This window comes from Nonomuraea sp. NPDC048826 (assembly GCF_043198225.1).
Taxonomy (GTDB): domain Bacteria; phylum Actinomycetota; class Actinomycetes; order Streptosporangiales; family Streptosporangiaceae; genus Nonomuraea.
On record NZ_JBICUQ010000014.1, the window covers coordinates 14,175 to 37,002 of the forward strand.

Genomic DNA, 22,828 nt, shown 5'->3' on the forward strand with positions numbered 1-22,828 from the left:
TAATGACCCTTTCGCACGCCCAGGTGGAAGCCCAGCTCACCGGACCCGGTCAGCTCTTCGAGATGGAAGAGATCGGCGATACCGGCATCCGGACGTGGAAGCACGCGCCCACCCACTTCCGCCAACTGCTGGAGAACAGCCGATGGCACGGCGACAAGGTCTTCCTCGTCTACGAGGACGAATACCTCACGTTCGAGGAGCACTACCGGCGCGCCGCCACCCTCGCCACCCGGCTGGCCGACGACTACGGCGTGCGCAAGGGCGACCGGGTCGCCGTCGCCATGCGCAACTACCCCGAATGGTCCATCGCCTTCTCCGCCGCGCTCGCTGCCGGGGCCATCGCGGTGCCGCTGAACGCCTGGTGGACCGAGCCGGAGCTGGCCTACGGCGTGCACGACTCCGGCGCGAAGGTCATCATCGCCGACGACGAGCGGGCCCCCAGGCTGGCCGGCACGGGCGTGCCGATGATCGTCGCCAGGGGCGCGGCCCCGGAGGGCGCGCGGACGCTCGACGAGGTGCTCGGCGAGATCCGGGCCGACGTGACCCTGCCCGAGGTGGAGGTCTCCCCCGACGACCCGGCCACCATCTTCTACACCTCCGGCACCACCGGGCAGCCGAAGGGCGCGCTCGGCAGCCACCGCAACCTCGGCCAGGCGCCCATGACCGTCGCCTACGGGCTCTACCGCGCGAGCGCGCTGTCCGGAAGGGACCCCGGTGAGGCCGCGGCCGTGCGCCGGGTGACGCTGCTGACCGTGCCGCTGTTCCACGTCACCGGCTGCTTCTCGGCGCTGACCACGACCCTGTTCAGCGGCGGCGGCCTGGTGCTCATGTACAAGTGGGACCCGGGCCAGGCGCTGCGGCTGATCGAACGGGAGAAGGTCAGCGCCATGATCGGCGTGCCGACCAACGCCTGGCAGCTCATGTCCCACCCCGACTTCGCCAAGCACGACCTGTCGTCGCTCAACACCCTCGGCTACGGGGGCGCGCCCGCCCCGCCCAAGCTGCTGGAGCGCATCACCGAGAACCTCCCCGCCCGCGCCGCCTCCAACGGCTACGGCATGACCGAGACGACCGCGCTGGCCGTCGGCAACGGCGGCGCCGACTACCAGGCGCACCCCGACAGCATCGGCCGCCCCTCCCCCGTGGTCGACCTGCGCGTGGTCGACCCGATGAACGAGGAACTGCCCCCGGGCGAGGTCGGTGAGCTCTGCGTGCGCGGCCCCAACGTGATCCTGGGCTACTGGAACAAGCCGCAGGCCACCGCCGAGACGTTCGTCGGCGGCTGGCTGCACACCGGCGACCTGGCCAAGATCGACGAGGACGGGTTCGTCTACATCGTCGACCGGGCCAAGGACATGCTGATCAGAGGCGGCGAGAACGTCTACTGCGCCGAGGTGGAGGCCGCGCTCTTCGAGCACCCGGCGGTGGACGACGTCGCGGTGATCGGCGTCCCGCACGACGAGCTGGGCGAGGAGGTCGGCGCGGTGGTCCGCCTCGCGCCCGGCGCCTCGGCCACCGGCCAGGAGCTGCGGGCGTTCCTGGACGGGCGGATCGCCGCGTTCAAGGTGCCGGTGCACTTCTGGTTCCGCGAGGAGGAGCTGCCGCGCAACCCCGGTGGCAAGATCCTCAAGACCCGCCTGCGCCGGGAGGTCCTCGGCGGCTGACGACGCGCCCAGCGGCCCGCCTCGACCGGCGGGCCGCTTTTTCATGCTCATATGCCCAACTCAGAGTGGTTGTTCCGGCTCGCCTTACCTACCGGGTAATCGCGTGGCCTATGTGCTCGCTGGCACCGTTGCGGGTGTCGGAAACGAACGCCTAAGGAGACGCGGAATGACCACCATCACCAGCACGACCACTGACCGGGCCAAGTTCCTGCGACTCGTGCTCGCCGTGGACGCCGCCGTCACCGGGGTCAACGGCCTGGCCTACCTCGCCGCCGCCGGCCTCCTGAGTGAGCTGCTCGGGCCGGGCGCGGGCCCGCTGCGCGGCATCGGGATCTTCCTGATCGGGTACGCGATCGCCGTCGGGCTCCTCGCGGGCCGCCGCCAGGTCAGCGCGGCGGGCACCCGGGCCGTCGCCGGGCTGAACATCGTCTGGGCCCTGGCCAGCGTGATCGCCGTCGTGACGGGCCTCCTGGCGTTCACCACGATCGGCGCGGTGTGGGCGATCCTGCAGGCCCTCGTGGTCGCCGGGTTCGCCGCCCTGCAGATCTCGGGCCTCCGCAAGCTCTGACCGAGCCCCACACCCCTGAAAGGCTGATTTATCATGACGAACCTCGTCGAGCGCTACGTGGCCGCCTGGAACGAGACCGACCCCGCCGCCCGCGCCAAGGCCGTGGCCGAGGTGTGGACCGAGGACGCGACGTACGTCGACCCGCTCGCGGAGGTCACCGGCCACGACGGCATCGCCGCCGTCATCGAGGGCGCCCAGGGCATGTTCCCCGGCCTGGTCTTCACCCCCGGCGAGCTGCACGACGCCCACCACGGCATCGCCCGCTTCACCTGGCACCTGGGCCCCGAGGGCGGGGCGCCGGTGGTGATCGGGTTCGACGTGGTCGAGCTGGCCGAGGACGGGCGCATCCGCAAGGTCCTCGGTTTTCTGGACCAGGTGCCGGCCGCCTGACCTGCCCCTTTCCGAAGCCCCCGGCCCCGGCCGGGGGCTTCTCGCGTGCCCGGCAAACCGTTTGCGGCGGTCCCCGGGCCGGCGCGACAATCGGACCTCGTGCCCGTACCGAAGAAGTCCTTTCTCGCCCAGGTCCTCCCGGACATCACCCCGTTGCGTGACTCCCGCGACTTCCGGCTGCTGATGGCGTCCGGTGTCGTCACCATGTTCGGCACCTTCATCACCATGGTGGCGCTGCCGTTCCAGATGTGGCAGCTGACCGGCTCCTACATCGCGGTCGGCATGATGAGCCTGGCCGAGTTCGTGCCCATGGTGGTGTGCGGGCTGTGGGGCGGGGCCATCGCCGACTCGCTCGACCGGCGCAAGATCATCCTGCGGAGCGAGGTGGGGCTGGCGCTCACGTCGGGCGCGCTCATGGTCAACGCGCTGCTGCCGCAGCCCCAGGTGTGGGTGCTGTACGTGGTGGGCGTGCTCAGCGTGGGCATCGCCTGCCTGCAGCGGCCCAGCATGGAGTCGCTGATCCCGCAGGTCGTCCGGCACGACCAGCTGGGCGCCGCCGCCGTGCTGACCAGCCTGCGATGGAACTTCGGCGCGATCGTCGCACCCGCCCTGGGCGGCTGGCTGGTGGCCGTGCTCGGCCCGGCGACCGCGTACGGCCTGGACGCCGCCAGCTTCCTGATCTCGCTGGCGCTGCTGTGGCGGATCGGCTCGCGCCCGCCCGCCGAGGACGCCGCACCCGCCTCGATCCGATCCCTGATCGACGGCGTCCGCTACGCCACCGGGCGCAAGGACCTCATGGGCACCTACCTCGTGGACATCGCCGCGATGGTGTTCGCCATGTCCACCGCCCTCTACCCGGCGCTGGCCGAACAGTACGGCGCCGAGTCCGCGACCGGCCTGCTGTACTCGGCGGGCGCGGTCGGCTCACTGCTGGCCTCGCTCACCGGCCGCTGGACGGCCCGGGTGCACCGGCAGGGCATGGGCGTCATCGTCGCGGCGGCGGTGTGGGGCGCGGCGGTGGCTCTGGCCGCGGCGGTCCCGGCCTTCTGGGCGCTGTTCGCCTGCCTGGCGCTGGCGGGCGCCGCCGACATGATCAGCGGCATCTTCCGCTCGACGATCTGGAACCAGACCATCCCGCACGAGATGCGCGGCCGGCTGGCCGGGATCGAGCTGCTCTCGTACTCGACCGGCCCGATGCTGGGCAACACCCGCGCCTCGCTGATGAGCCAGCTCGGCGGGACCAGGTTCGCCCTCGGCGCCGGCGGCCTGCTCTGCGTCGCCGCGGTGACCGCGCTCGCCGCCGCCCTGCCGTCGTTCCGCCGCTACGACCCCCGTACGGACGAGCACGCGCTGGCCGAGCGGGCCCGCCGCGCCGAGCAGGCGCCCGCCTGACCCCGGGTCACCCCTGCTCGCGCCAGCCCTCGTAGCGCTCGGCCAGCTCGTCCACCTTGGCCAGGCTCTCCTCGGCGACCCCTTCCAGGACGACGAGCCACTGCGCGTCCTCGGCGTCGTCCTCCCCCGCCAGCGCCTCCCGCACCACCTGCGGCACGCCCAGCGCGGGGAACCACTCCCCGAGGGTCTCGGCGACCTCCTCGGCGTCCTCGCGCTCATGGAAGACGAGTAGCTGCCTCATGCACGGCATTCTGACAGCACCTCGGCCGTGGCATCGCCCCGGCGGGGCCCGGGCATCAGGACGGCCCAGGGCCGGCAGGGGATCCGTGCCGGCCCTGGTCGTGTCGGGTCAGGCGGTGCGGAGCTGGGCGCCCACGCGGTCGGCGGCCAGCGCCACCGCGGCGTCGCGGGCGGCGCCGATCTCCTCCGCCGTCAGCGTGCGGTCGGGGGCGCGGAAGCGCAGCGTGTACGCCAGCGACTTGTTGCCCTCGCCCACCTGGGCGCCGGTGTAGACGTCGAACAGCCGGACCGACTCCAGCAGCTCGCCCGCGCCGTCGCGGAGCGCCGCCTCGACGTCCGCCACAGGCGTGAAGTCGGGCACCACGAGCGCCACGTCCTGGGTCGCGACCGGGTAGGCGGAGATGGCCGGCGCCTGGGCGGGCCCGGGCAGGGCCGTCTCCAGCCGGGTCAGCTCCAGCTCCAGCGCGGCCGTGCGCGGCGGCAGCCCGTAGGCCTCGATGACGCGCGGGTGAAGCTCGCCCGCGTGGCCGACGAGCAGGTCGCCGAGATAGAGCGCGGCGCACCGGCCGGGATGCCACGGCTCGTGCTGGTCGGCCACGATCGACAGCTCAAGGCCGGCCTCGGCGGCGATGGTCCGACCGGCCTGCACCGCGTCGGCCCAGGAGGCCTGGCGGCCCGCACCCCACCAGCCCGAGCGCTCGAACTCGCCGGCGAGCACCACCGCGACCCGCCACGGCTGGTCGGGCAGCGCCGCCTCGATCGAGGCCAGCTCCTCGGCGGTGGGCCGCCGCTCGACGCCGAGCACCGGGGCGGTCTCGGGGGCGCCTTCGCGCGGACGGTAGACGGCCCCCGTCTCGAACAGGGCCACGTCGGCGAAGCCGCGCCCGGCGTTGCGTACCAGGGTCTTGAGCAGCCCCGGCAGCAGCGTGGTGCGCATCAGCGGCTCGTCCTCGCCGAGCGGGTTGGCCAGCCGCACCGCGCGGCGGCGGGCGTCGTCGGCGGGCAACTGCAGCCGGTCGAAGTCGTCGGCGCTGATGAACGGGTAGGCCAGCACCTCGGCGTAACCCGCCTCGGCCAGCGCCCGGCCGACCCTCCTGCGCAACCGCTGGCCCTCGGTGAGCCCGGCCCCGGCGGGCGCGCTGGGCAGCACGGACGGCAGCCGCTCGTAGCCCTCCAGCCGGATGACCTCCTCGGCGAGGTCGTTGGGGTCGGTGAGGTCGGGCCGCCACGACGGCGGGGTGACCGTGATCATGTCGTCGCCCTTGACGGCCAGCTTCGCCGCCAGCTCACCGCCGGTGACCACGCCGGTCGGGTCGACGCCGCCTTCGCGCACCGCGGGGTCGTCGCCGTCGACGACGGTGCAGCCGATCTGCTCCAGCCGGCGCACGACGGTCTCTTTCGCGTACGGCATGCCGGCGATGTCGCCGGGATGACTGGCGGGGATCGACACGCGGGCGGGCCGGACGTCGACCTGGGCGTGGGTGACCCCGGGCAGGACGGTGGCGCCGCCCAGCTCGGCCAGCATGGTGACGGCCCGCCACGAGGCGGCGAGCGGCAGCTCGCGGTCGACGCCGCGCTCGAACCGCTTGGACGCCTCGGAGACGAGGTTGTGGCGGCGCGACTCGCGGGAGATGCCGGTGGCCGAGAAGTGGGCCGCCTCGATGACGATCTCGGTGGAGCCGTCGGAGATCTCGGTCTCCAGGCCGCCCATGGTGCCGGCCATGGAGATCGGCCCTGACTGGTCGGTGATGAGGATGTCGTCGGGGTCGAGGTCGCGCACGACGTGGTCGAGCGTCTCGAGCCGCTCGCCGGGGAACGCCCGCCGCACCACGATCTCACCGGTGAGCTTGGCCGTGTCGAAGGCGTGCAGCGGCTGGCCGAGCTCCAGCATGAGGTAGTTGGTGATGTCGACGGCGAGCGACACCGGCCGCATGCCGGCCCGGATGAGCCGGGTGCGCATCCACAGCGGGCTCTTGGCCTCCGGGTCGAACCCGGTGACCTGGCGCAGCACGAACCGGTCGCACGCGGTCGGGTCCTCGATGTAGGCCGGCCACGCCCGGGTGGTCTCCTGCGGCAGCTCGACGTCGGCCGGGTCGCGGAAGTCCACCTCGAACGCGATCGCGACCTCGCGGGCCACGCCGCGGATCGACAGCGCGTAGCCGATGTCGGGGGTGATCTCCAGCTCGATCACGTCGTCGCGCAGGCCGAGCAGCTCGACCACGTCGGTGCCGATCGGGGTGCCGGCCGGCAGCACCATGATGCCGTCGTGGTCGTCGCCCAGGCCCAGCTCGCGCTCGGAGCAGATCATGCCCTCGGACATGCGGCCGTAGGTCTTGCGGGCGCCGACCTCGAACCCGCCGGGCAGCACGCCGCCCGGCAGCACCACCGGGACGCGGTCGCCGACGGCGAAGTTGGTGGCGCCGCAGACGATCTCGCGCGGCGTCGGCTCGCCCACCTCGACCTTGCAGTGGCGGATCGGCTTCTTGAAGCCGGTCAGTTCCTCGATCTCCAGCACCTCGCCGACCACGACGTTCTTGACGTCGTGGCCATGGGAGGCGATGGACTCCAGCTTGAGCCCGGCGGCCGTGAGCTTGTCGGCCACCTCTTGGGCGGTGACCGCCGGGAGATCGACATACTCCCGCAGCCAGGAAAGCGGGACCCTCATCAGATCTCCATTCCGAAGGGGAGCGTGAAGCGCACGTCTCCCTCGATCATGTCGCGCATGTCCTCGGCGTTGTGGCGGAACATCAGCGTCCGCTCGATGCCCATCCCGAAGGCGAACCCGGAGTAGACCGACGGGTCGATGCCGCAGGCGACGAGCACCCGCGGGTTGACCATGCCGCAGCCGCCCCACTCGATCCAGCCCTCGCTCTTGCAGGTGCGGCAGGGCGGGTTGCCGGGCACCGCCGAGGCGCCGCGGCAGACGAAGCACTTGAGGTCCATCTCCGCGGACGGCTCGGTGAACGGGAAGTAGTTGGGCCGGAACCGGGTCGTGATGCCCTCGCCGAACATGACCTCGGCGAACCGGTCGAGCGTGCCCTTGAGGTGGGCCATGGTCAGGCCCTTGTCGACGGCCAGGCCCTCGGTCTGGTGGAAGACCGGGGTGTGGGTGGCGTCGAGCTCGTCGGTGCGGAAGGTCTTGCCGGGCGCGATCGCGTAGCACGGCACGCCGCGGTCGAGCAGGGCGCGGATCTGCAGCGGCGAGGTCTGCGTGCGCAGCACCATGCCCGAGTCGGTGGAGCCGACGAAGAACGTGTCGTGCTCGGACCTGGCGGGGTGGTCCTTGGCGATGTTGAGCGCCTCGAAGTTGAACCACTCGCCTTCGAGCTCGGGGCCCTCGGCCACCTCGTAGCCCATCGCGACGAAGGTGTCGGCGATGCGCTCCTGCAGCGTGGTCAGCGGGTGGCGGGCGCCGCGCGGGCGGCGGTCCCACGGCAGGGTGACGTCGACGGTCTCCTCGACGAGCACCCGGGCGTCGCGCTCGGCCTCGAGCTCGGCCTGGCGGGTGGCGAGCGCTTCGCCGACGGCTCTGCGGGCGGCGCCGATCCGCTTGCCGGCCTCGGCGCGGGCGGCCGGCGGCAGGGCGCCGATCTCGCGGTTGGCCAGGGCGAGCGGCGAGCGGTCGCCGGAATGTGCGAGCCTGGCCTGCTTGAGTGCGTCGAGGCTGCCGGCCGCCTTGATCGCCGCGATGGCGTCGGCCTCCATCCGGGACACCTCGTCGGCGTGCAGCGGGGTGACCTCGACCGGGTCGTAGTCAGACAAGAGTGAGCTCCGTATCCAGGGCTTGAGCGGGAAAAGTCTAGTGGCCGCCCACCGGTCCCGGCGTCACGCGAAGTCGGGCGTGCCGGTGGGCACGGTAAATCGGAACTCCGCCCCGCCCTCAGGCGCCTGCTGCACGGTGATGGTGCCGCCGTGGGCCTCCACCAGCCCCTTGACGATGAACAGGCCGAGACCGGTGCCGCCGCGCTTGCGGCTGTTTCCGCGCCAGAACTGCCTGAAGACGCGCGGGGCGACCTCGGGCCTGACGCCCTCGCCCTGATCGCGCACCGACACGGCCACTCCCCATCCCACGGACTCGATACCGATTGTCACGGTGCCTCGGCCGTGACGCACCGCGTTTTCCACCAGGTTAGCCAGGATCTGGTCAACCTTGTCCTGGTCGAGCCACATCTCGGGGAGGTCGTCGCCGACGGCGAGGCGGAAGCGGTCTTCGGGCTCGCCGGCCGCGACCCGCCCGGCGATGACGCGGCGCGCCCTGGCGGGGATGTCGACGACCTGGCGGCGCAGCTCCAGCCGGCCGGACTCGATGCGGGAGACGTCGAGCAGCTCGGTGATGAGCCGGGTGACGCGGTCGGCGTCGTTGTTGACGGTCTCGAGCATGACGAGCTTCTGCTCTTCGGTGAAGCGGCTCCACTTGGCCAGCAGCGTCGCGGTGAACCCCTTGACGCTGGTCAGCGGCGAGCGCAGCTCGTGGGCGACCGTGGAGACCAGGTCGGCGCGGCTGCGCTCCAGCCGGGCCCGGGCGCCGCCGTCGCGCAGGGTGATCGCGACCCGCTCGACGTCGCCGCACCGCTCGGGCTCGCGCACGAACCGCGCGGCCACGTACACCTCCTGGCGGCCGGGCAGGTGGAGCGGACGCTCCGGCACGCGGCTGCGGGTGCGCAGGCCGCCCTCGGGATCGAGCGCCTTCCACCAGTCGCGGCCGTCGTTGTCGCGGAACGGGAACACCTCGTTCATGTCGCGGCCGACGGCGCGCTCCGGCTTGACGCCGGTGAGCCGGGCGGCGGCGCGGTTGACCGCGAGCACGCGGCCGAACCGGTCGGCGACGACGAGGCCGTCGGGAAGATCGTCGATCGCTATCGTGCACGCGGCGGCAACCAGCCGCCCGTCGGTGTCTGCGCCGTGCACGACCTCGCCTCCTCCGCCTCCATGGCCGACAATAGCGGGTTTCCCGCCGCCTAGGGCACTCGCTGAGCCCTGGCGGAGGAGTAAAGGCACACCGCCGCGGCGGTGGCCAGATTGAGGCTCTCCGCCTGTCCGTAGATGGGCACGCGCACCACGTCGTCGGCCAGGTCGAGCACCTCTTGGGGAAGGCCCCACGCCTCGTTGCCGAAGATCCACGCGGTGGGCCCGGACAGGTCGACGTCGTCGAGCGTGTGGCTTCCCGCCCCGTCGGCCGCGAGGACGCGCAGGCCCTGCTCCTTCAGCCGGCTCACGGTCTGGGCGACCGGAGCGCCGATGGCCACGGGTACGTGGAACAGGCTACCCGCGCTGGCGCGCACGCACTTGCCGTTGTACGGATCCACGCTCGCGTCGGTGAAGATGACCGCGTCGGCGCCGGCGGCGTCGGCCGCCCGCATCACGGTGCCGGCGTTGCCCGGGTCGCGCACGTGCGCGAGAACGGCCACCAGGCGGGCGGAGCCGGGGAGCGCGTCGGCGAGCGGCACGTGCACCGGCCGGCAGACGGCGACCAGGCCCTGCGGGGTGACGGTCTGCGAGAGCTCGGCCATGACCTCGCCGCTGGCCCGGTGGACCGGGAGGCCCTGGGCGGCGGCCTCGTCGACCAGCTCGGGGTGGCGGGTCTCGGCCTCGGCGGTGGTGAACAGCTCCAGCGTGACCCCGTCCAGCTTGAGCGCCTCGCGCACCGCCTGCGGCCCCTCGGCCAGGAACTTGCGGTCCTGGTCGCGGAAGGCGCGTTTGGCGAGCCGGCGAGCCGCCTTGACCCGCGGCGACCGGACGTTGGTCAGCTCGGCTCCCGCCATCTCACTCCTGTGGGTGTGCATGGAAAAGGGCCCACCGCTCGGGTGAGCCCTTCTCTCAAAACTCGGGTCAGCCCGCGGCCGGCGCGTTCACGTTCGCCGGCAGCGCCTTCTTGGCGGCCTCGACGAGCGTGGCGAAGGTCTGGCTGTCGTTCACCGCGAGATCGGCCAGGATCTTGCGGTCCACCTCGATGTTGGCCAGGCGAAGTCCCTGGATGAGGCGGTTGTAGGTCATGCCGTTCTGACGAGCCGCGGCGTTGATCCGCTGGATCCACAGACGACGGAAGGCGCCCTTGCGGTCCTTGCGGTCCCGGTAGGCGTACGTCATCGAGTGGAGCATCTGCTCCTTGGCCTTGCGGTAGAGCCGTGACCGCTGGCCACGGTAACCGCTCGCCCGCTCGAGAACGACCTTGCGCTTCTTCTTGGCGTTGAGCGCCCGCTTCACGCGTGCCATGTTTCTTCTCCCCGGGGGTTCGCGCTACTTGGCGAGCAGCTTCTTGATCTTCTTGGTGTCGGCGTCGGAAAGGACGACCTCGTTCTTGAGACGGCGCGTCAGCTTAGACGACTTCCACTCGTTGTAGTGAGCGCGGTTGGCGCGGCGGCGCTTCACCTTGCCGGTGCCGGTGAGCCGGAACCGCTTCTTCGCACCGCTGTGCGTCTTCATCTTCGGCATGTCGCCGTCTCTCCTCATTCGGTCGTGCCGGTGGCCGGGCCGGTGGCGAGCCGACCCGGTCTTCGGCGTCTTCGTCTTGCGCTGGCTGCTCGGGGGTGTGCGGCAAGGCTAGCCCGAGCCGCGGGTCACACCTCCTGCGCGGAGGGCTCCTCACTGCCACGCTGTGCCTTGGCGGCGGCCTTCTCGGCCTTGGCCTCGGCCTTCTTCTTGTGCGGACCGATCACCATGATCATGTTACGGCCGTCCTGCTTGGGCTGGGACTCCACGAAGCCGAGCTCCTGGACGTCCTCCGCGAGCCGCTGCAGAAGCCTGAACCCCAGCTCGGGCCGGGACTGCTCACGGCCCCTGAACATGATCGTGACTTTGACCTTGTCGCCGGCCTTGAGGAACCGGACCACGTGACCCTTCTTGGTCTCGTAGTCGTGCGGGTCGATCTTCGGCCGGAGCTTGATCTCCTTGATGATCGTGTGCGCCTGATTCTTGCGCGCCTCGCGCGCCTTCATCGCGGACTCGTACTTGAACTTGCCGTAGTCCATGAGCTTGCACACGGGCGGTCGAGCCGTCGCCGCGACCTCGACGAGGTCAAGGTCGGCTTCCTGGGCGAGCTTGAGTGCGTCGTGGATGGACACGATGCCCACCTGCTCGCCGTTCGGGCCCACGAGGCGCACCTCGGGAACTCGGATACGCTCGTTGATGCGGGGCTCAGTGCTGATGGGGCCTCCTAGGTTTGCGATCCCTACGTGCTCGTCGTGCCGGGAGCTCCCGCGAAAACGCGAAAAGCCCCGCACGTCGCGCATGCGGGGCCACTGAGCTCTTCGGCGTCGTGGCCTTCAAGCTCCCCGGAGTAGTCCGGCGTGATCCTTGACCCGGCCGCCTTTCGGCCGCTCGGGTGGGAGGGAGACCTCCGCTTGCGCGTCCAGCAATGTCATGCCGGACCGATCAGAGAGCTACATTACCACAACCACGCAGCGACCTCGAATCTTCCCGAACGCGGGACCCACTCACCGCCGCCACCGCGATGGTGGTCAACCCGTTAGCGTGACCCGTCTGAGGATCTCCGCCTCGCCGGCCGCGCGCATCGCCGCCACCGGGACGTCGGACCGGCCGGTCATCAGCTCCACCTGGCGCACCGCCTGGTGGAGCAGCATCGCGAAGCCGCCCACCACGATGCCGCCCGCGGACTCGACGGCCGCGGCGGCCCGGGTCGGCCAGGGCGAGTAGACCACGTCGAACAGCGCCGGGACACCGGCCAGCCGGTCGGCGTGGGCGTCGCCGGCGACGCCCGGCAGGGTGGAGACCACCAGGTCCACCTGGGTGGCCGTGGTCAGCTTGTCGAACGTCTGCACCGCGAGCGCCACCCCGAGCCGCTCGGCCGCGCCCACCGTCTCACCCGCCCGCGCCGGGTCGCGGACCACCAGCGTGGCCTCGTACAGACCGAGATCGCGCAGCGCGGCCAGCGCGGAGCAGGCGGTGGCGCCGCCGCCCAGCACGGTCGCCGAACGCGGCGCGGGCACGCCGGCCTCGGTCAGCGCCCGCACGATGCCGTAGACGTCGGTGTTGTCGCCGTGGGCGGCGCCGCCGGCGAACACCACCGTGTTCGCCCCGCCGACCTCCACCGCGAGCTCGGACACGCTGTCGAGCAGGGGCATGACGGCCCGCTTGAGCGGCATGGTCAGCGACAGCCCGGCCCACGAGCCGGCCTCCTCCGGACCCGCGCCGCGGACCGGGCGCAGCTCGCGCAGCAAACCCGGCAGCGCCGCCTCGTCACACTCGAACGCGTCGTAGCTCCAGCCGGACAGCCCCATCTCGCGGTAGGCGGCCCGGTGCAGGTGCGGCGAGAGCGAGTGGGCGATCGGCGAGCCCATCACGGCAGCTCGCATGCACCCCCCTTTCGGTCCGCCATCATACGGGTCAGCCGCCCGCGGAGTTGCGCTCCAGCTCGGCGAGGAGCGCCTGACGCTCCGCCTCGGTGGTGGCGAACTTGGTGACGTTGCTCTTGGGGTCGGTGGCGACGAAGAACAGCCATGGCCCCTTGGCCGGGCTGAGCGCCGCCTCGATGGCGTGGTCACCGGGGTTGGCGATCGGTCCGGGCGGCAGGCCGAGGTTCTTGTAGGTGTTGTACGGAGACTTGATCTCCAGCTCGGCGCTGGTCGCCCTGGTCCGGTAGCGGCGCCAGGCGTACATGACCGTGCTGTCCATCGACAGCGTCATCTCCGGCTCGTGGTTGAGCCGGTTGTAGATGACCCTCGCGATCTTCGGCATGTCCTCGTGACGGCCCGCCTCGGCCTGGATGATGCTCGCGATGGTGATCATCTCGTGAGGCGTGTAGCCCATCTTCTTGGCGCTGGCCTCCAGGTCGACCCGCTCGGCCGTCTGGTTGAACCGCTCGACCATCTGCGTGAGCATCTCGGCCGGGGTGGCGTTCGGCCGGAAGTCGTACGTGGCGGGGAAGGCGTAGCCCTCCAGCTTGCCCTTGGCGTAGCGGGGCAGGCCGAGGTCCTCGGCGCTCTTGGCCGCGTTCTCGAACTCCTTCTGCGGCTTGCCGGTCTTCTCCGCGAGATGCTTGAAGGTGTCGGAGAGCCGCAGCCCCTCCTTGATCGTCGCCTTGGCCACGACCAGGTTCTTCGGGTCGAGCAGCTTGACCGCCTCGGCGGCGGCCATCTGCTTGCGCATCTTGTACGTGCCGGGCTGGAGTGACGCGCTCTTGCCCGCGCTGTCGATGGCGTTGGTGAAGGCCCTGGCGCTGGCGACGACGCCCTGCCGCTGCAGCTCCTCCGCCACCTCGCCGGCGCTCTGGCCGTCCTTGATCTCGATGACGACCTCGCCCGTGCCCTGACCGGTGTAGTCGTCGGGCACCAGCGCGTCGCTGACCCATCGGTAGCCGTAGTAGCCGCCACCGCCGATGATGCCGGCCAGGATGATGAACGCGAGCAGCGGGGCCAGGAAGCCACCCCGGTTGCGGCGGCGGCGCCTCCTGCGGCCCTTCCGGCCGTTCGCGCCCCGGCCGCGCCGCCGGCCCCGGCCGTCGTCGTCCTCGGCGCCGAGGAGGAAGTCCATGTCGTCGAGATCGTTCATAGGTGAGCTGGCCAATCTCCCGGCATTGCTGGCCCTGCGCCGATTGGGAGCGCCTGGCGGCGGGGGGTCACCGAGCGGATGAGGGGGATGCGCCGGTCAGACGGTGACGACCGGCCGGGGTCACTGTGGGTAGCCATGTTAGAGGATGGAAAGAGCGTGTGTGTCCCGGCTCGGGAGCGGCGCCAGAACGGTCCGGCGTTCTCCTGAGCTGCGGTGAGCGGCCCGGTGAGCATCAGTTCATCCCGAGTTTCTCGTTCAGCTCTATCCGGTATCTCACGAACTCGCTCTCTTTGTAGGTGAATTTGGTGATTCTATGCACCTGAGGCTGGCCACCAAACCTGCCTCCCCGGCTCGCCGCCGTCCGCCCGCTGTCTGGCGTGCGGGCTCGCAGGTCACGCAGCGTGACGGATTCACGCCGGTACGGGACTTCCGTTCCGGTGTGAACGTGCCCGCCCACTTTAGCGATCTTCACCGGCACCATTGTCTTTCCCGGTGATACGTACGCGCCCCCTCCAGCGGATGCCCGTTTCTCCCCAAGACCCGCCCATCCCGCCTCTGCCCGAGCCTGCCGGCTCCTTCACCGCCGTACGAGGCTGCTGAGGGAAACCGGGGCCTTCTTCCCGCCGTACGAGCGTGCTCTGGGGGATGCCGGCCGGGGAGGCGGACGCGAGGTCATCCGCACGCCCGCGATCCCCACCGGCCCGCCGACGTCGCTCCCTGCCTTCTGTGCCTGGCGACATCGGCGAGGTGCCCGTGCGCGAGGTCTTGGCCTGGCTGACTACGAGGACTTGTCCGGCATGCCTTGGCCAGGCGGTCTGCGGGAGCTGTCCCCCGTGGCCTGGCGTGTCGTACCGCAGAGGTTGCCCGCCGGGGCCGGCGACCGAGATCACGTGCGGCGAGGCACTGCCGCATCCCACCTGAGCCGCCCGCCGCCCGGAGCCCGACGGCGGCGACTCGCGGTCCACGCCCGGCACCGGCGGGACGCCGTGGAGGGCCGGAGCCTCGGAGTGGTGGGCGCGCTCACCGCTGCCCGCCTGACGGACGGCCTGCCACTGCCCAGCCGAGGCCCGACCCTTGTGTCGGCGGCCAGACCGAGATCCGGCGACGGGAAGGTGATGAGGTGCGGTAAGCAGGCATGGCCTCAGTCCCGCGACGGGCGAGTGATCCGATGCGGTGAGCGCACGCAGCCCCGGCCGGGCGAAGGGCGAGCGGTGAGACGTCGCGAGCGAACGCCGCCACGGCCCGGCGACGGTCGAGTGATGTGCAGCCAGCCCACGCAGACACAGCCCGGCGAAGGGCTGCGGGTGGGACGCGGTGAGCGAACGCGGCCACAGCCCGGCGGCGGGAGGGTGATGAGGTGCGGCGAGCACACGCAGCCCCGGCCCGGAGAAGGGCGGACGGCCGGATGCCGTAAGCGAGTATGGCCAAGGCCCGGTGAAGGGCTGGGGGTGTGACGCGGCGAGCGCGTGCGGCCACGGCCCGGCGACGGGGTGGGGGTGAGGTGCGGTTGGTAGGGGTGGCCGGTGGCCGGTCATGAGGTGGGGGCGTCGGGCGGGGTGACCGGGTGGCCGGGTGCCCTTTCGGTGGCGCGTTCGGAGTCGAGGGCGTCCTGGAGCAGCACCACGGCCGCCGCCTGGTCGATGACGCCGCGCTGCTTCTTGGCCCGTACGCCGCTGGCGCGCAGCCCGTGCTGGGCGGCGACCGTGGTCAGCCGCTCGTCGAAGAGCCGGACCGGCGTCGGGGCCAGCCGCGCCGCGAGCAGCACGGCGAACTCGCGGGCCAGCGTCGCCGCGGGGCCCTGACGCCCGGACAGCGACTTGGGCAGCCCCACGACCACCTCGATCGCCTCGTACTCGTCGGCGATCGCGGCGATGCGGTCGAGGTCGCCCTTGCCGCGCTGGACGGTCTCCACCGGCGTGGCGAGCATCCCCGATGGGTCGCTGCGCGCCACGCCGATGCGAACCGACCCGACGTCGACGCCGAGCCGTGTGCCGAACCTCATGTCAGCCGAGTTGCTCCGTGATGGTCTGCTCGACGAGCCGCAGGGCGTCGCCGATCGCCTCGGGACGGCTGCCGCCGCCCTGCGCGACGTCGTCCTTGCCGCCACCGCCGCCGCCCAGGGCCTTGGCCGCGACGCCGACCAGCCGTCCGGCCTTCAGCCCGCGCTCGCGTCCCGTTTCGTTCACCGCCGCGACCACCACGGGCCGGTCGGCGGGGACGCCCGCGACGACGATCACCGCCGGCCTGTCGGCCGGGAACCTGCCCCGCACGTCCAGCGCGAGCTTACGCAGATCGTCGGCGACGGTGCCATCAGGCGCGCGGTGTGTCACGACGGAGACACCGCCCAGGTCGGCCGCCTTGGCGGCGAGCTCGCCCGCCACCGCCAGCACCTGGGCCGAGCGGAGCTTCTCCAGCTCCTTCTCCGCCGTGCGGAGGCGGGTGACGATGCCCTCGATGCGCTCGGGCAGCTCCTCGCGGCGCGCCTTGAGCTGCTCGGTGAGCTGCGAGACCAGCACGCTCTCGCGCGCCAGGTAGCGGAACGCGTCGATGCCGACCAGGGCCTCGACCCGGCGCACGCCCGCGCCGATGGACTGCTCGCCCAGCACCTTGACCAGGCCGAGCTGGCCGGAGCTGTGGACGTGGGTGCCGCCGCAGAGCTCGCGGGAGTAGTCGCCGATCTCGACCACCCGGACCTCGTCGCCGTACTTCTCGCCGAACAGCGCCAGCGCGCCCATCGCCCTGGCCTCGGTCTGCGAGGTGTAGAAGGCGTTGACCTTGAGGTCGTTGACCAGGATCGCGTTGACCTCGTCCTCCACGTCGCGCAGCACGCTCGGCGGGACCGCGCCGGTGGCGGTGAAGTCGAAGCGGAAGCGGCCGGGCGAGTTCTCGGATCCGGCCTGGGCCGCCGACTCGCCGAGCGCGTTCTTGAAGCCGCGGTGGACCATGTGGGTGGCGCTGTGGCTGCGCGAGATCGCGCGCCGCCGCTCCAGGTCGATCTCCGCGTGCGCGTCGTCGCCCGCCTTGAGCTCGCCGCTGCGGATCTTGCCGCGGTGCACGACGAGGCCGGCGAGGGGCGACTGCACGTCGAGGATCTCGACCTCGGCGCCGGAGGTGCGGATGACGCCCTGGTCGGCGAGCTGGCCGCCGCCCTCGGCGTAGAACGGGGTGCGGCCGAGCACGACCTCGACGGTCGTGCCGGCGCCCGCCGCGGGGACGGACACGCCGTCGACGATGACGCCGACGACGGTGGTGTCGGTCACGGTCTCGTCGTAGCCGAGGAACTCGACCTTGCCCGCCTTCTCCAGGAGCTGGCCGAAGACGGAGATGTCGGCGTTGCCGATCTTCTTCGCCGCCGCGTCGGCCTTGGCGCGCTCGCGCTGCTCCTTCATGAGGCGGCGGAAGCCCTCCTCGTCGACCTGGAGCCCCTGCTCGGCCGCCATCTCGAGCGTGAGGTCGATCGGGAAGCCGTAGGTGTCGTGGAGCTGGAAGGCCTGCTCGCCGGAGAGCGTGGTGTCCTTCTTGCGCTTGGTCTCCTCGACGGCCACGTCGAAGATCGCGGTGCCGGTGCGGAGGGTGCCGAGGAACGACGCCTCCTCGGCGTCGATGACCGCGTGGATCTGCGGCGCGTCGGTCTTGAGCTCGGAATACTGCTCGCCCATGACGTTGATCGCCACGTCGGTGAGGACGTGCATGAGCCGCTGGTCGCCGGAGCCGAGCAGGCGCAGGTTGCGGACCGTACGGCGCAGCAGACGGCGCAGGACGTAGCCGCGGCCCTCGTTGCCGGGCATGACGCCGTCGGCCACCAGCATGGTGCCGGCCCGCACGTGGTCGGCGATGACCCGCAGGCTCACGTCGGTGCGCGGATCGCGGCCGTAGGCGGTGCCGGTGAGCTCGGCGGCCTTGTCGAGGATCTTGTAGGTGGTGTCGATCTCGTAGATGTTGTCGACGCCCTGCAGGATCGCGGCCATGCGCTCCAGGCCCATGCCGGTGTCGATGTTCTTGCTGGGCAGCTCGCCGAGGACGTCGAAGTCGACCTTGGAGCGGACCTCGCCGAGCTGGTACTGCATGAACACGAGGTTCCAGACCTCGAGGTAGCGGTCCTCGTCGGCGACCGGGCCGCCCTCGCGGCCGTACTCGGGGCCGCGGTCGTAGTAGATCTCCGAGCAGGGGCCGCCGGGACCCGGCACGCCCATGTGCCAGTAGTTGTCCTCCAGGCCGCGCCGCTGGATGCGGTCGGCGGGCAGGCCGACCTTGTTGTGCCAGATGTCGAACGCCTCGTCGTCGTCCTGGTAGACCGTCGCCCAGAGCCGGTCCTCGGGGAAGCCGAAGCCGCCCTCGGACTCGGGCTTGGTGAGCAGCTCCCAGGCGTACGGGATCACATCGGCCTTGAAGTAGTCGCCGATGGAGAAGTTGCCGAGCATCTGGAAGAACGTCGCGTGGCGGGTCGTCTTGCCGACCTCGTCGATGTCGGGGGTGCGCACGCACTTCTGGGCGGTGGCGAGCCGTGACGCCGGAGGCTTGCGCTGCCCCAGGAAGTACGGCTTGAACGGCACCATACCCGCGTTGACCAGGAGAAGCGTCGGGTCCTCAGCGATCAGGCTGGCCGAGGGCACTACTTTGTGCCCACGCTCCTCGAAGAAGCGCAGGAAGCGGCGCGCGATCTCTGCCGACTCCATGGTGGCCATCCTTTGCGTTAGTCGTTGTGGTCAGGGTTGTCGAGGCCGAAACGGGCCCGCAACTCGATTTCGCGGCCGGCGGCCTCGCCGAGCGCGTCAGAGGTAAAGTCTCTCACCTGTTCGACCATGCCTGCCGCATTGTGCACGGTCCTGCGCGCGACGTGGTTGGGGTGGAGCGCCTGCAGCTTGCGCATCACCCACAGGGACAGGAACGCGCCGAGCGAGACGTAGAACAGCCGCCTGATCATCGCCGCCGCCCCGTCCGGCGCGGCTTGCGGGCCTCGATGGCCCGGCGCACGCCGTAGCTGAGCGACGAGACCTTGATCAGCGGGCCGGTGAAGACGGTCTGGGTGACGGCGCTGAGCCGGGCGGCGTGGCCGCTCACCTGCTTGACGTCCCTGGCGATGGCTTCGACGGCGACGAGCTGCCGGTTGGTCTCGTTGACGGTGAGGCTCATGTCGTCGAGCAGCGGCGTCAGGCGTGCGTTCAGCTCGGAGACCGCCTTGGTCGTCTCGGTGAGCAGCCTGGCGAGTTTGACGAGCACCATGACGAGAACGCAGACCAGGACCACCCAGCCCGTGGCTGCGATGAGCCCGGCGACCTCTCCAGCGGTAAGCATCCGCGCATCTCCCTCGTACGCTGGGCCGGAATCCCAAGACCCTATCGCGTCCGGCGGACAGGGGCGGTGAGGACGGCGGCTGTGATCATGCGGCGAGCCGCTCCTGGGGTACGGGTCACGCTACCGGTGACGAGGCGGCGCGGGCCGCCGGGAGGCCGGATCGTCACGGGACGCGGGCGTAGGCGCGGGCCGGGTTGGCGCCCGAGGCGGTGCGGGGCGGAACGGCGGTGAAGAAGGCGCCGGTGGGCGGCAGGGTGTCCAGGCCGGTGAGGGATTCGGCGACGGGGATGCCCGCCTCCAGAAGGATCTTCCTCGGCGCGCCGAGGGTGGGGGCGTCGGTGGCGACCAGGGCGGCGCCCTGCGCCGCGAGCCGGTGGGCCGCGGCCTCGGTCAGGCCCTCGGCGTCCTGGGTCTGCAGGAGGACGGCGTGGCCGCGGACGGTGAACGGGGCCAGGGCGCCGACGTCGATCGCCGTCCAGCCGGCCCCCGAGACGCGCACGACGACGGCGGGAAGCTCGACCGTGCGGTCCAGGACTCCGGGGGGTGCGGGGATCTCCAGGCGGGTGGCGGAGGTGTCGAGCGGCAGGACGCGGCCGCGGGCGGCCGGGTCGGCGGCGGCGCGGTCGCTGGGCCCGCCCCGGGTGCCCTTGTGCGGCTCGGCGAAGACGCGCACGTTGGCGAGCTCGACCGTGTCGGTCATCAGCAGCCCGAGCGAGGCCACGAAGAGGGCGGCGATCTCGTCCTCGGTGACGTCCGGCGCGGGCACGTCGACCCGGAAGTCGTGGACGGTCAGGTCTCCCCCGTTGCCGAAGGTGATGGAGGCGTCGAAGGCGGCGCGGTGGTCGGTCATGGCGAGGACCTCGGAGGGCGGAGGCGGCGGGCGGCGGGCGGGGAGGTCACGACGAGGAGCCGCGGAGGAAGTCGCGGATCCTGGCCCAACGGTCGGCGACCGGGGCCTCGGCGCCGTGGCGGGTCGGCTCGTAGTAGCGCCGGTCGCGGATCTGCTCGGGCGCGTAGTCCTGGCGGACGAGGCCGTGGTCGAAGTCGTGCGGGTACTTGTAGTCCTCGCCGTGGCCGAGCTTGGCCGCGCCGGGGTAGTGGGCGTCGCGCAGGTGGCCGGGCACCTGGCCGATGAGGCCGCGCCGGACGTCGCCGACGGCGGCCCCGATGGCCTTCACCACGGCGTTGGACTTGGGCGCGAGCGCGCAGTGGATGACCGCGTGCGCGAGGTTGATCTGGCCTTCCGGCAGGCCGATGAGCTGCACCGCCTGGGCGACGGCGACCGCGGTCTGCAGGCAGGTGGGGTCGGCCATGCCGACGTCCTCGGAGGCGAAGATGACGATGCGGCGGGCGATGAAGCGCGGGTCCTCGCCCGCCTCGATCATGCGGGCCAGGTAGTGGAGCGCGGCGTCGGCGTCGGAGCCGCGCATCGACTTGATGAACGCGCTGATCACGTCGTAGTGCTGGTCGCCCTGCCGGTCGTAGCGGACGGCCGCCTTGTCGACGGCCTTCGCGACCACCTCGACCGTGATGTCGTCGGACAGCAGGGCGGCGGCTTCGAGATAGGTCAGCGACCTGCGCGCGTCGCCGCCGGCGAGCCTGACCAGCTGGTCGAGCGCCTCAGGGGCGAGGGTGGCGCGCCCGCCGAGCCCGCGCTCGTCGGAGACGGCCCGCTCCAGCACCGCGCGGACGTCGTCCTCGTCGAGCGACTCCAGCGTGAGCAGCAGCGAGCGTGACAGCAGCGGCGAGATGACGGAGAAGAACGGGTTTTCCGTGGTGGCGCCGATGAAGGTGACCCAGCGGTTCTCCACGGCGGGCAGCAACGCGTCCTGCTGGGCCTTGTTGAAGCGGTGCACCTCGTCGACGAAGAGCACGGTCTGACGGCCGGACATGCCCAGCTCGCGGCGGGCGGCCTCGATGGCGGCGCGGACGTCCTTGACGCCGGCCGAGACGGCGGAGATCTCCACGAAGCGGCGCTTGGTCACGTTGGACACGACGTAGGCCAGGGTGGTCTTGCCGGTGCCGGGAGGGCCCCACAGGAACAGCGACATCGGCGCCTCGCTCTCGACCAGCCGCCGCAGGGGCGTGCCGGGGCCGAGCAAGTGGCGCTGGCCGATCACCTCGTCGAGTGTGCGCGGGCGCATGCGCACGGCCAGGGGCTGCGGCGTCGCCTCCTCGGCCGCCGAATCGAACAAGCTCTCCACATCCGCGAGATTACAGCTCCCACACCGCTCTCGCGCCCGAGTCCCCCGACCGGAAGACGTAGTAGCCGGCCACCGCGGCCAGCGCCACGGCCAGGCCGGACAGCGCCAGCGTGCCGGCCTTGCCGAAGCGATCGCCCCGTGCGGCGTGGACCAGGACGAGCGACACCAGCCCGAGGCCGGCGACCGACAGCAGCAGGGGGACGGCGTACGTCTCGTGGTCGCCGATCCGCCGTCCGAGCTCGCCCTCGGCGGTGGCGAAGCGGGCGGCCTTCAGGCTCTGCCCGCTCTGCCAGGCGGCGAAGACGGCGGCGGGGGCGGCGAGTGAGAGCAGCACCACGGCCCACCCGGTTGCGGCCCGCCAGCGGGGCACGAGGGCGTAAGCTACGGCGACCGCCACGAGCAACGGCGTCAGCACGACAGCGAAGTGCACCACCAGGGGATGTGCGGGGAGGCCGAGAACCTCATCGAACATGGGGGCTCCTTAGTTCTCTTTTCAACTACGGGTCCCGCACCGATATGGTTCCCGCCCATCCAGCCCCAGAGGTGGGATTCCGCCACTTACGTCCAGCACATTCAAGGGCCGGTAGCATTCGCGGAGTTATTTGGTCATGTGTAAGCAAAGATGGAGGACATACCGGTGAGCGGCGACGACGACGACCGCCAGAGCGACCTGGCACGTCAGCACAAGGAGCGGCAGCAGCAGCGCGCCGCCGAGCAGTCGTCCAAGGCGAAGCGCAACACCCTCATCGGCGCGGGTGTGGCCGTCGCTGTGGTGGCCGGTGGCATCTTCGCAGTGACGACGCTGGTCAACGACAACGCATCGGGCACACCGGCGGCCGCGCAGGCCTCGGCGTCGGCCACCCCCACGGAGGAGCCGGTCACGGCCCTGCCGACGCCGACCCAGACGGGCCCGGTGACGTGCGAGTACAAGCGTGACACGTCCGGCGTGCCGATGAAGTACGTGGGCATGCCGCCGAAGAAGCCGAACATGAAGCTGTCGAAGATGACGGTCACCACCAACCACGGTGACATCGTCATCGAGGTCGACCCCAAGCTCACGCCGTGCTCGGTGAACTCGATGGCGTTCCTGGCCAAGAAGGGCTTCTACGACAACACCAAGTGCCACCGCCTGGTGACGCCCGAGGTGTCGGGGCTCTTCCTGCTGCAGTGCGGCGACCCGAAGGCCAAGGCCGACGGCAAGAACCCGACCGACGGCCAGGGCACGGCCGGCTACGTGTACCGCGACGAGGCCGTGGGCGTGGTCCCGTACGCCAGGGGCGTGGTGTTCCTGACCCAGCCGCTGGACGCGGCGGGGCAGAACAGCAGCCAGTTCGCCATCTCGCTGTCGGACGAGAACGCCCAGATCGACTCGGTGTACTCGGTGCTCGGCATGGTGACCTCCGGCCTGGAGATCATCGAGAAGGTGGCCGAGGACGGCGTGCTCGTCCACGAGGACGACATCACCGGCGACGGCGGCGCCACCGCCCCCAAGACGCCGATCATCATCAAGAAGGTCAAGCTCTCGTAAGACGGGACGATACGGAAACGGCAGGCGCCTTGACGAGCGC

General features: G+C 71.4%; 23 protein-coding genes. 5 read left to right on the forward strand and 18 right to left on the reverse strand.

What is annotated here, in order from left to right; genetic code table 11:
• The first annotated feature begins 2 nt into the window (after positions 1–2).
• The 4 genes from ACGFI7_RS39010 (at position 3) to ACGFI7_RS39025 (ending at position 4,014) form a co-directional block, all read left to right on the forward strand.
• Positions 3–1,664: a class I adenylate-forming enzyme family protein gene (locus ACGFI7_RS39010; RefSeq protein WP_393413897.1), complete on the forward strand. Its 1,662-nt coding sequence runs from the start codon at positions 3–5 to the stop codon at positions 1,662–1,664.
• Positions 1,665–1,830: 166 nt separating this feature from the next.
• A complete protein-coding gene (locus ACGFI7_RS39015; protein WP_393413900.1) occupies positions 1,831–2,232 on the forward strand; it encodes a hypothetical protein in 402 nt (133 codons plus the stop codon).
• Between the two features lie 33 nt (positions 2,233–2,265).
• Entirely contained in the window at positions 2,266–2,622 is a 357-nt protein-coding gene (locus ACGFI7_RS39020) for a nuclear transport factor 2 family protein (protein ID WP_393413902.1), read from the forward strand.
• Between the two features lie 99 nt (positions 2,623–2,721).
• Complete coding sequence (locus ACGFI7_RS39025; protein ID WP_393413905.1) at positions 2,722–4,014, forward strand: MFS transporter; 1,293 nt, start codon at positions 2,722–2,724, stop codon at positions 4,012–4,014.
• A gap of 7 nt (positions 4,015–4,021) precedes the next feature.
• Here ACGFI7_RS39025 and ACGFI7_RS39030 read toward each other — a convergent pair whose 3' ends face one another.
• The 18 genes from ACGFI7_RS39030 to ACGFI7_RS39115 all read right to left on the reverse strand — a co-directional run bounded on the left by ACGFI7_RS39030 (position 4,022) and on the right by ACGFI7_RS39115 (position 21,732).
• Positions 4,022–4,255, reverse strand: coding sequence for a hypothetical protein (locus ACGFI7_RS39030; RefSeq protein ID WP_393413908.1), 234 nt, complete (start codon positions 4,253–4,255; stop codon positions 4,022–4,024).
• Positions 4,256–4,363: 108 nt separating this feature from the next.
• Entirely contained in the window at positions 4,364–6,919 is a 2,556-nt protein-coding gene (locus tag ACGFI7_RS39035) for a phenylalanine--tRNA ligase subunit beta (RefSeq protein ID WP_393413911.1), read from the reverse strand.
• Entirely contained in the window at positions 6,919–7,959 is a 1,041-nt protein-coding gene (pheS, locus tag ACGFI7_RS39040) for a phenylalanine--tRNA ligase subunit alpha (RefSeq protein WP_393414246.1), read from the reverse strand. The genes ACGFI7_RS39035 and pheS overlap by 1 nt, the downstream gene beginning before the upstream one ends.
• A gap of 120 nt (positions 7,960–8,079) precedes the next feature.
• Positions 8,080–9,162 carry an ATP-binding protein gene (locus ACGFI7_RS39045; protein WP_393413914.1) on the reverse strand — a complete coding sequence of 361 codons (1,083 nt, stop codon included), beginning with the start codon at positions 9,160–9,162 and terminating at the stop codon, positions 8,080–8,082.
• 50 nt (positions 9,163–9,212) lie between these two features.
• Positions 9,213–10,016: a TrmH family RNA methyltransferase gene (locus ACGFI7_RS39050; RefSeq protein WP_393413917.1), complete on the reverse strand. Its 804-nt coding sequence runs from the start codon at positions 10,014–10,016 to the stop codon at positions 9,213–9,215.
• A 67-nt stretch (positions 10,017–10,083) separates the two neighbouring features.
• Positions 10,084–10,467: a 50S ribosomal protein L20 gene (rplT, locus tag ACGFI7_RS39055; RefSeq protein ID WP_393413920.1), complete on the reverse strand. Its 384-nt coding sequence runs from the start codon at positions 10,465–10,467 to the stop codon at positions 10,084–10,086.
• A gap of 24 nt (positions 10,468–10,491) precedes the next feature.
• Positions 10,492–10,686: a 50S ribosomal protein L35 gene (rpmI, locus tag ACGFI7_RS39060; RefSeq protein WP_393413923.1), complete on the reverse strand. Its 195-nt coding sequence runs from the start codon at positions 10,684–10,686 to the stop codon at positions 10,492–10,494.
• A gap of 125 nt (positions 10,687–10,811) precedes the next feature.
• On the reverse strand, positions 10,812–11,399 hold the full coding sequence (gene infC, locus ACGFI7_RS39065) for a translation initiation factor IF-3 (protein WP_393414249.1): 588 nt from the start codon (positions 11,397–11,399) through the stop codon (positions 10,812–10,814).
• Positions 11,400–11,711: 312 nt separating this feature from the next.
• The gene (locus tag ACGFI7_RS39070) at positions 11,712–12,566 is read right to left on the reverse strand and encodes a shikimate dehydrogenase (protein ID WP_393413926.1); all 855 of its coding nucleotides are present in this window, start codon (positions 12,564–12,566) and stop codon (positions 11,712–11,714) included.
• A 31-nt stretch (positions 12,567–12,597) separates the two neighbouring features.
• Positions 12,598–13,761 (reverse strand): endolytic transglycosylase MltG, encoded by a 1,164-nt coding sequence (gene mltG, locus ACGFI7_RS39075; RefSeq protein WP_393413929.1) that lies wholly within the window; start codon positions 13,759–13,761, stop codon positions 12,598–12,600.
• A 232-nt stretch (positions 13,762–13,993) separates the two neighbouring features.
• Positions 13,994–14,233 (reverse strand): hypothetical protein, encoded by a 240-nt coding sequence (locus tag ACGFI7_RS39080; RefSeq protein ID WP_393413932.1) that lies wholly within the window; start codon positions 14,231–14,233, stop codon positions 13,994–13,996.
• Between the two features lie 1,059 nt (positions 14,234–15,292).
• The gene (gene ruvX / locus ACGFI7_RS39085) at positions 15,293–15,763 is read right to left on the reverse strand and encodes a Holliday junction resolvase RuvX (protein ID WP_393413934.1); all 471 of its coding nucleotides are present in this window, start codon (positions 15,761–15,763) and stop codon (positions 15,293–15,295) included.
• A gap of 1 nt (position 15,764) precedes the next feature.
• Entirely contained in the window at positions 15,765–18,437 is a 2,673-nt protein-coding gene (gene alaS / locus ACGFI7_RS39090) for an alanine--tRNA ligase (protein WP_393413937.1), read from the reverse strand.
• Between the two features lie 17 nt (positions 18,438–18,454).
• Positions 18,455–18,685 (reverse strand): hypothetical protein, encoded by a 231-nt coding sequence (locus ACGFI7_RS39095; protein ID WP_393413940.1) that lies wholly within the window; start codon positions 18,683–18,685, stop codon positions 18,455–18,457.
• On the reverse strand, positions 18,682–19,056 hold the full coding sequence (locus ACGFI7_RS39100; protein WP_393413943.1) for a DUF948 domain-containing protein: 375 nt from the start codon (positions 19,054–19,056) through the stop codon (positions 18,682–18,684). The genes ACGFI7_RS39095 and ACGFI7_RS39100 overlap by 4 nt, the downstream gene beginning before the upstream one ends.
• 163 nt (positions 19,057–19,219) lie before the next feature.
• Positions 19,220–19,906, reverse strand: a complete 687-nt coding sequence (locus ACGFI7_RS39105) for a hypothetical protein (protein WP_393413946.1) — start codon at positions 19,904–19,906, stop codon at positions 19,220–19,222.
• A gap of 46 nt (positions 19,907–19,952) precedes the next feature.
• Positions 19,953–21,200 carry a replication-associated recombination protein A gene (locus ACGFI7_RS39110; RefSeq protein WP_393414252.1) on the reverse strand — a complete coding sequence of 416 codons (1,248 nt, stop codon included), beginning with the start codon at positions 21,198–21,200 and terminating at the stop codon, positions 19,953–19,955.
• Between the two features lie 70 nt (positions 21,201–21,270).
• Positions 21,271–21,732 (reverse strand): DUF2231 domain-containing protein, encoded by a 462-nt coding sequence (locus tag ACGFI7_RS39115; protein ID WP_393413948.1) that lies wholly within the window; start codon positions 21,730–21,732, stop codon positions 21,271–21,273.
• 165 nt (positions 21,733–21,897) lie between these two features.
• Between ACGFI7_RS39115 and ACGFI7_RS39120 the strand changes: the two genes are divergently transcribed.
• Positions 21,898–22,788, forward strand: coding sequence for a peptidylprolyl isomerase (locus tag ACGFI7_RS39120; RefSeq protein WP_393413951.1), 891 nt, complete (start codon positions 21,898–21,900; stop codon positions 22,786–22,788).
• Positions 22,789–22,828 lie beyond the last annotated feature (40 nt).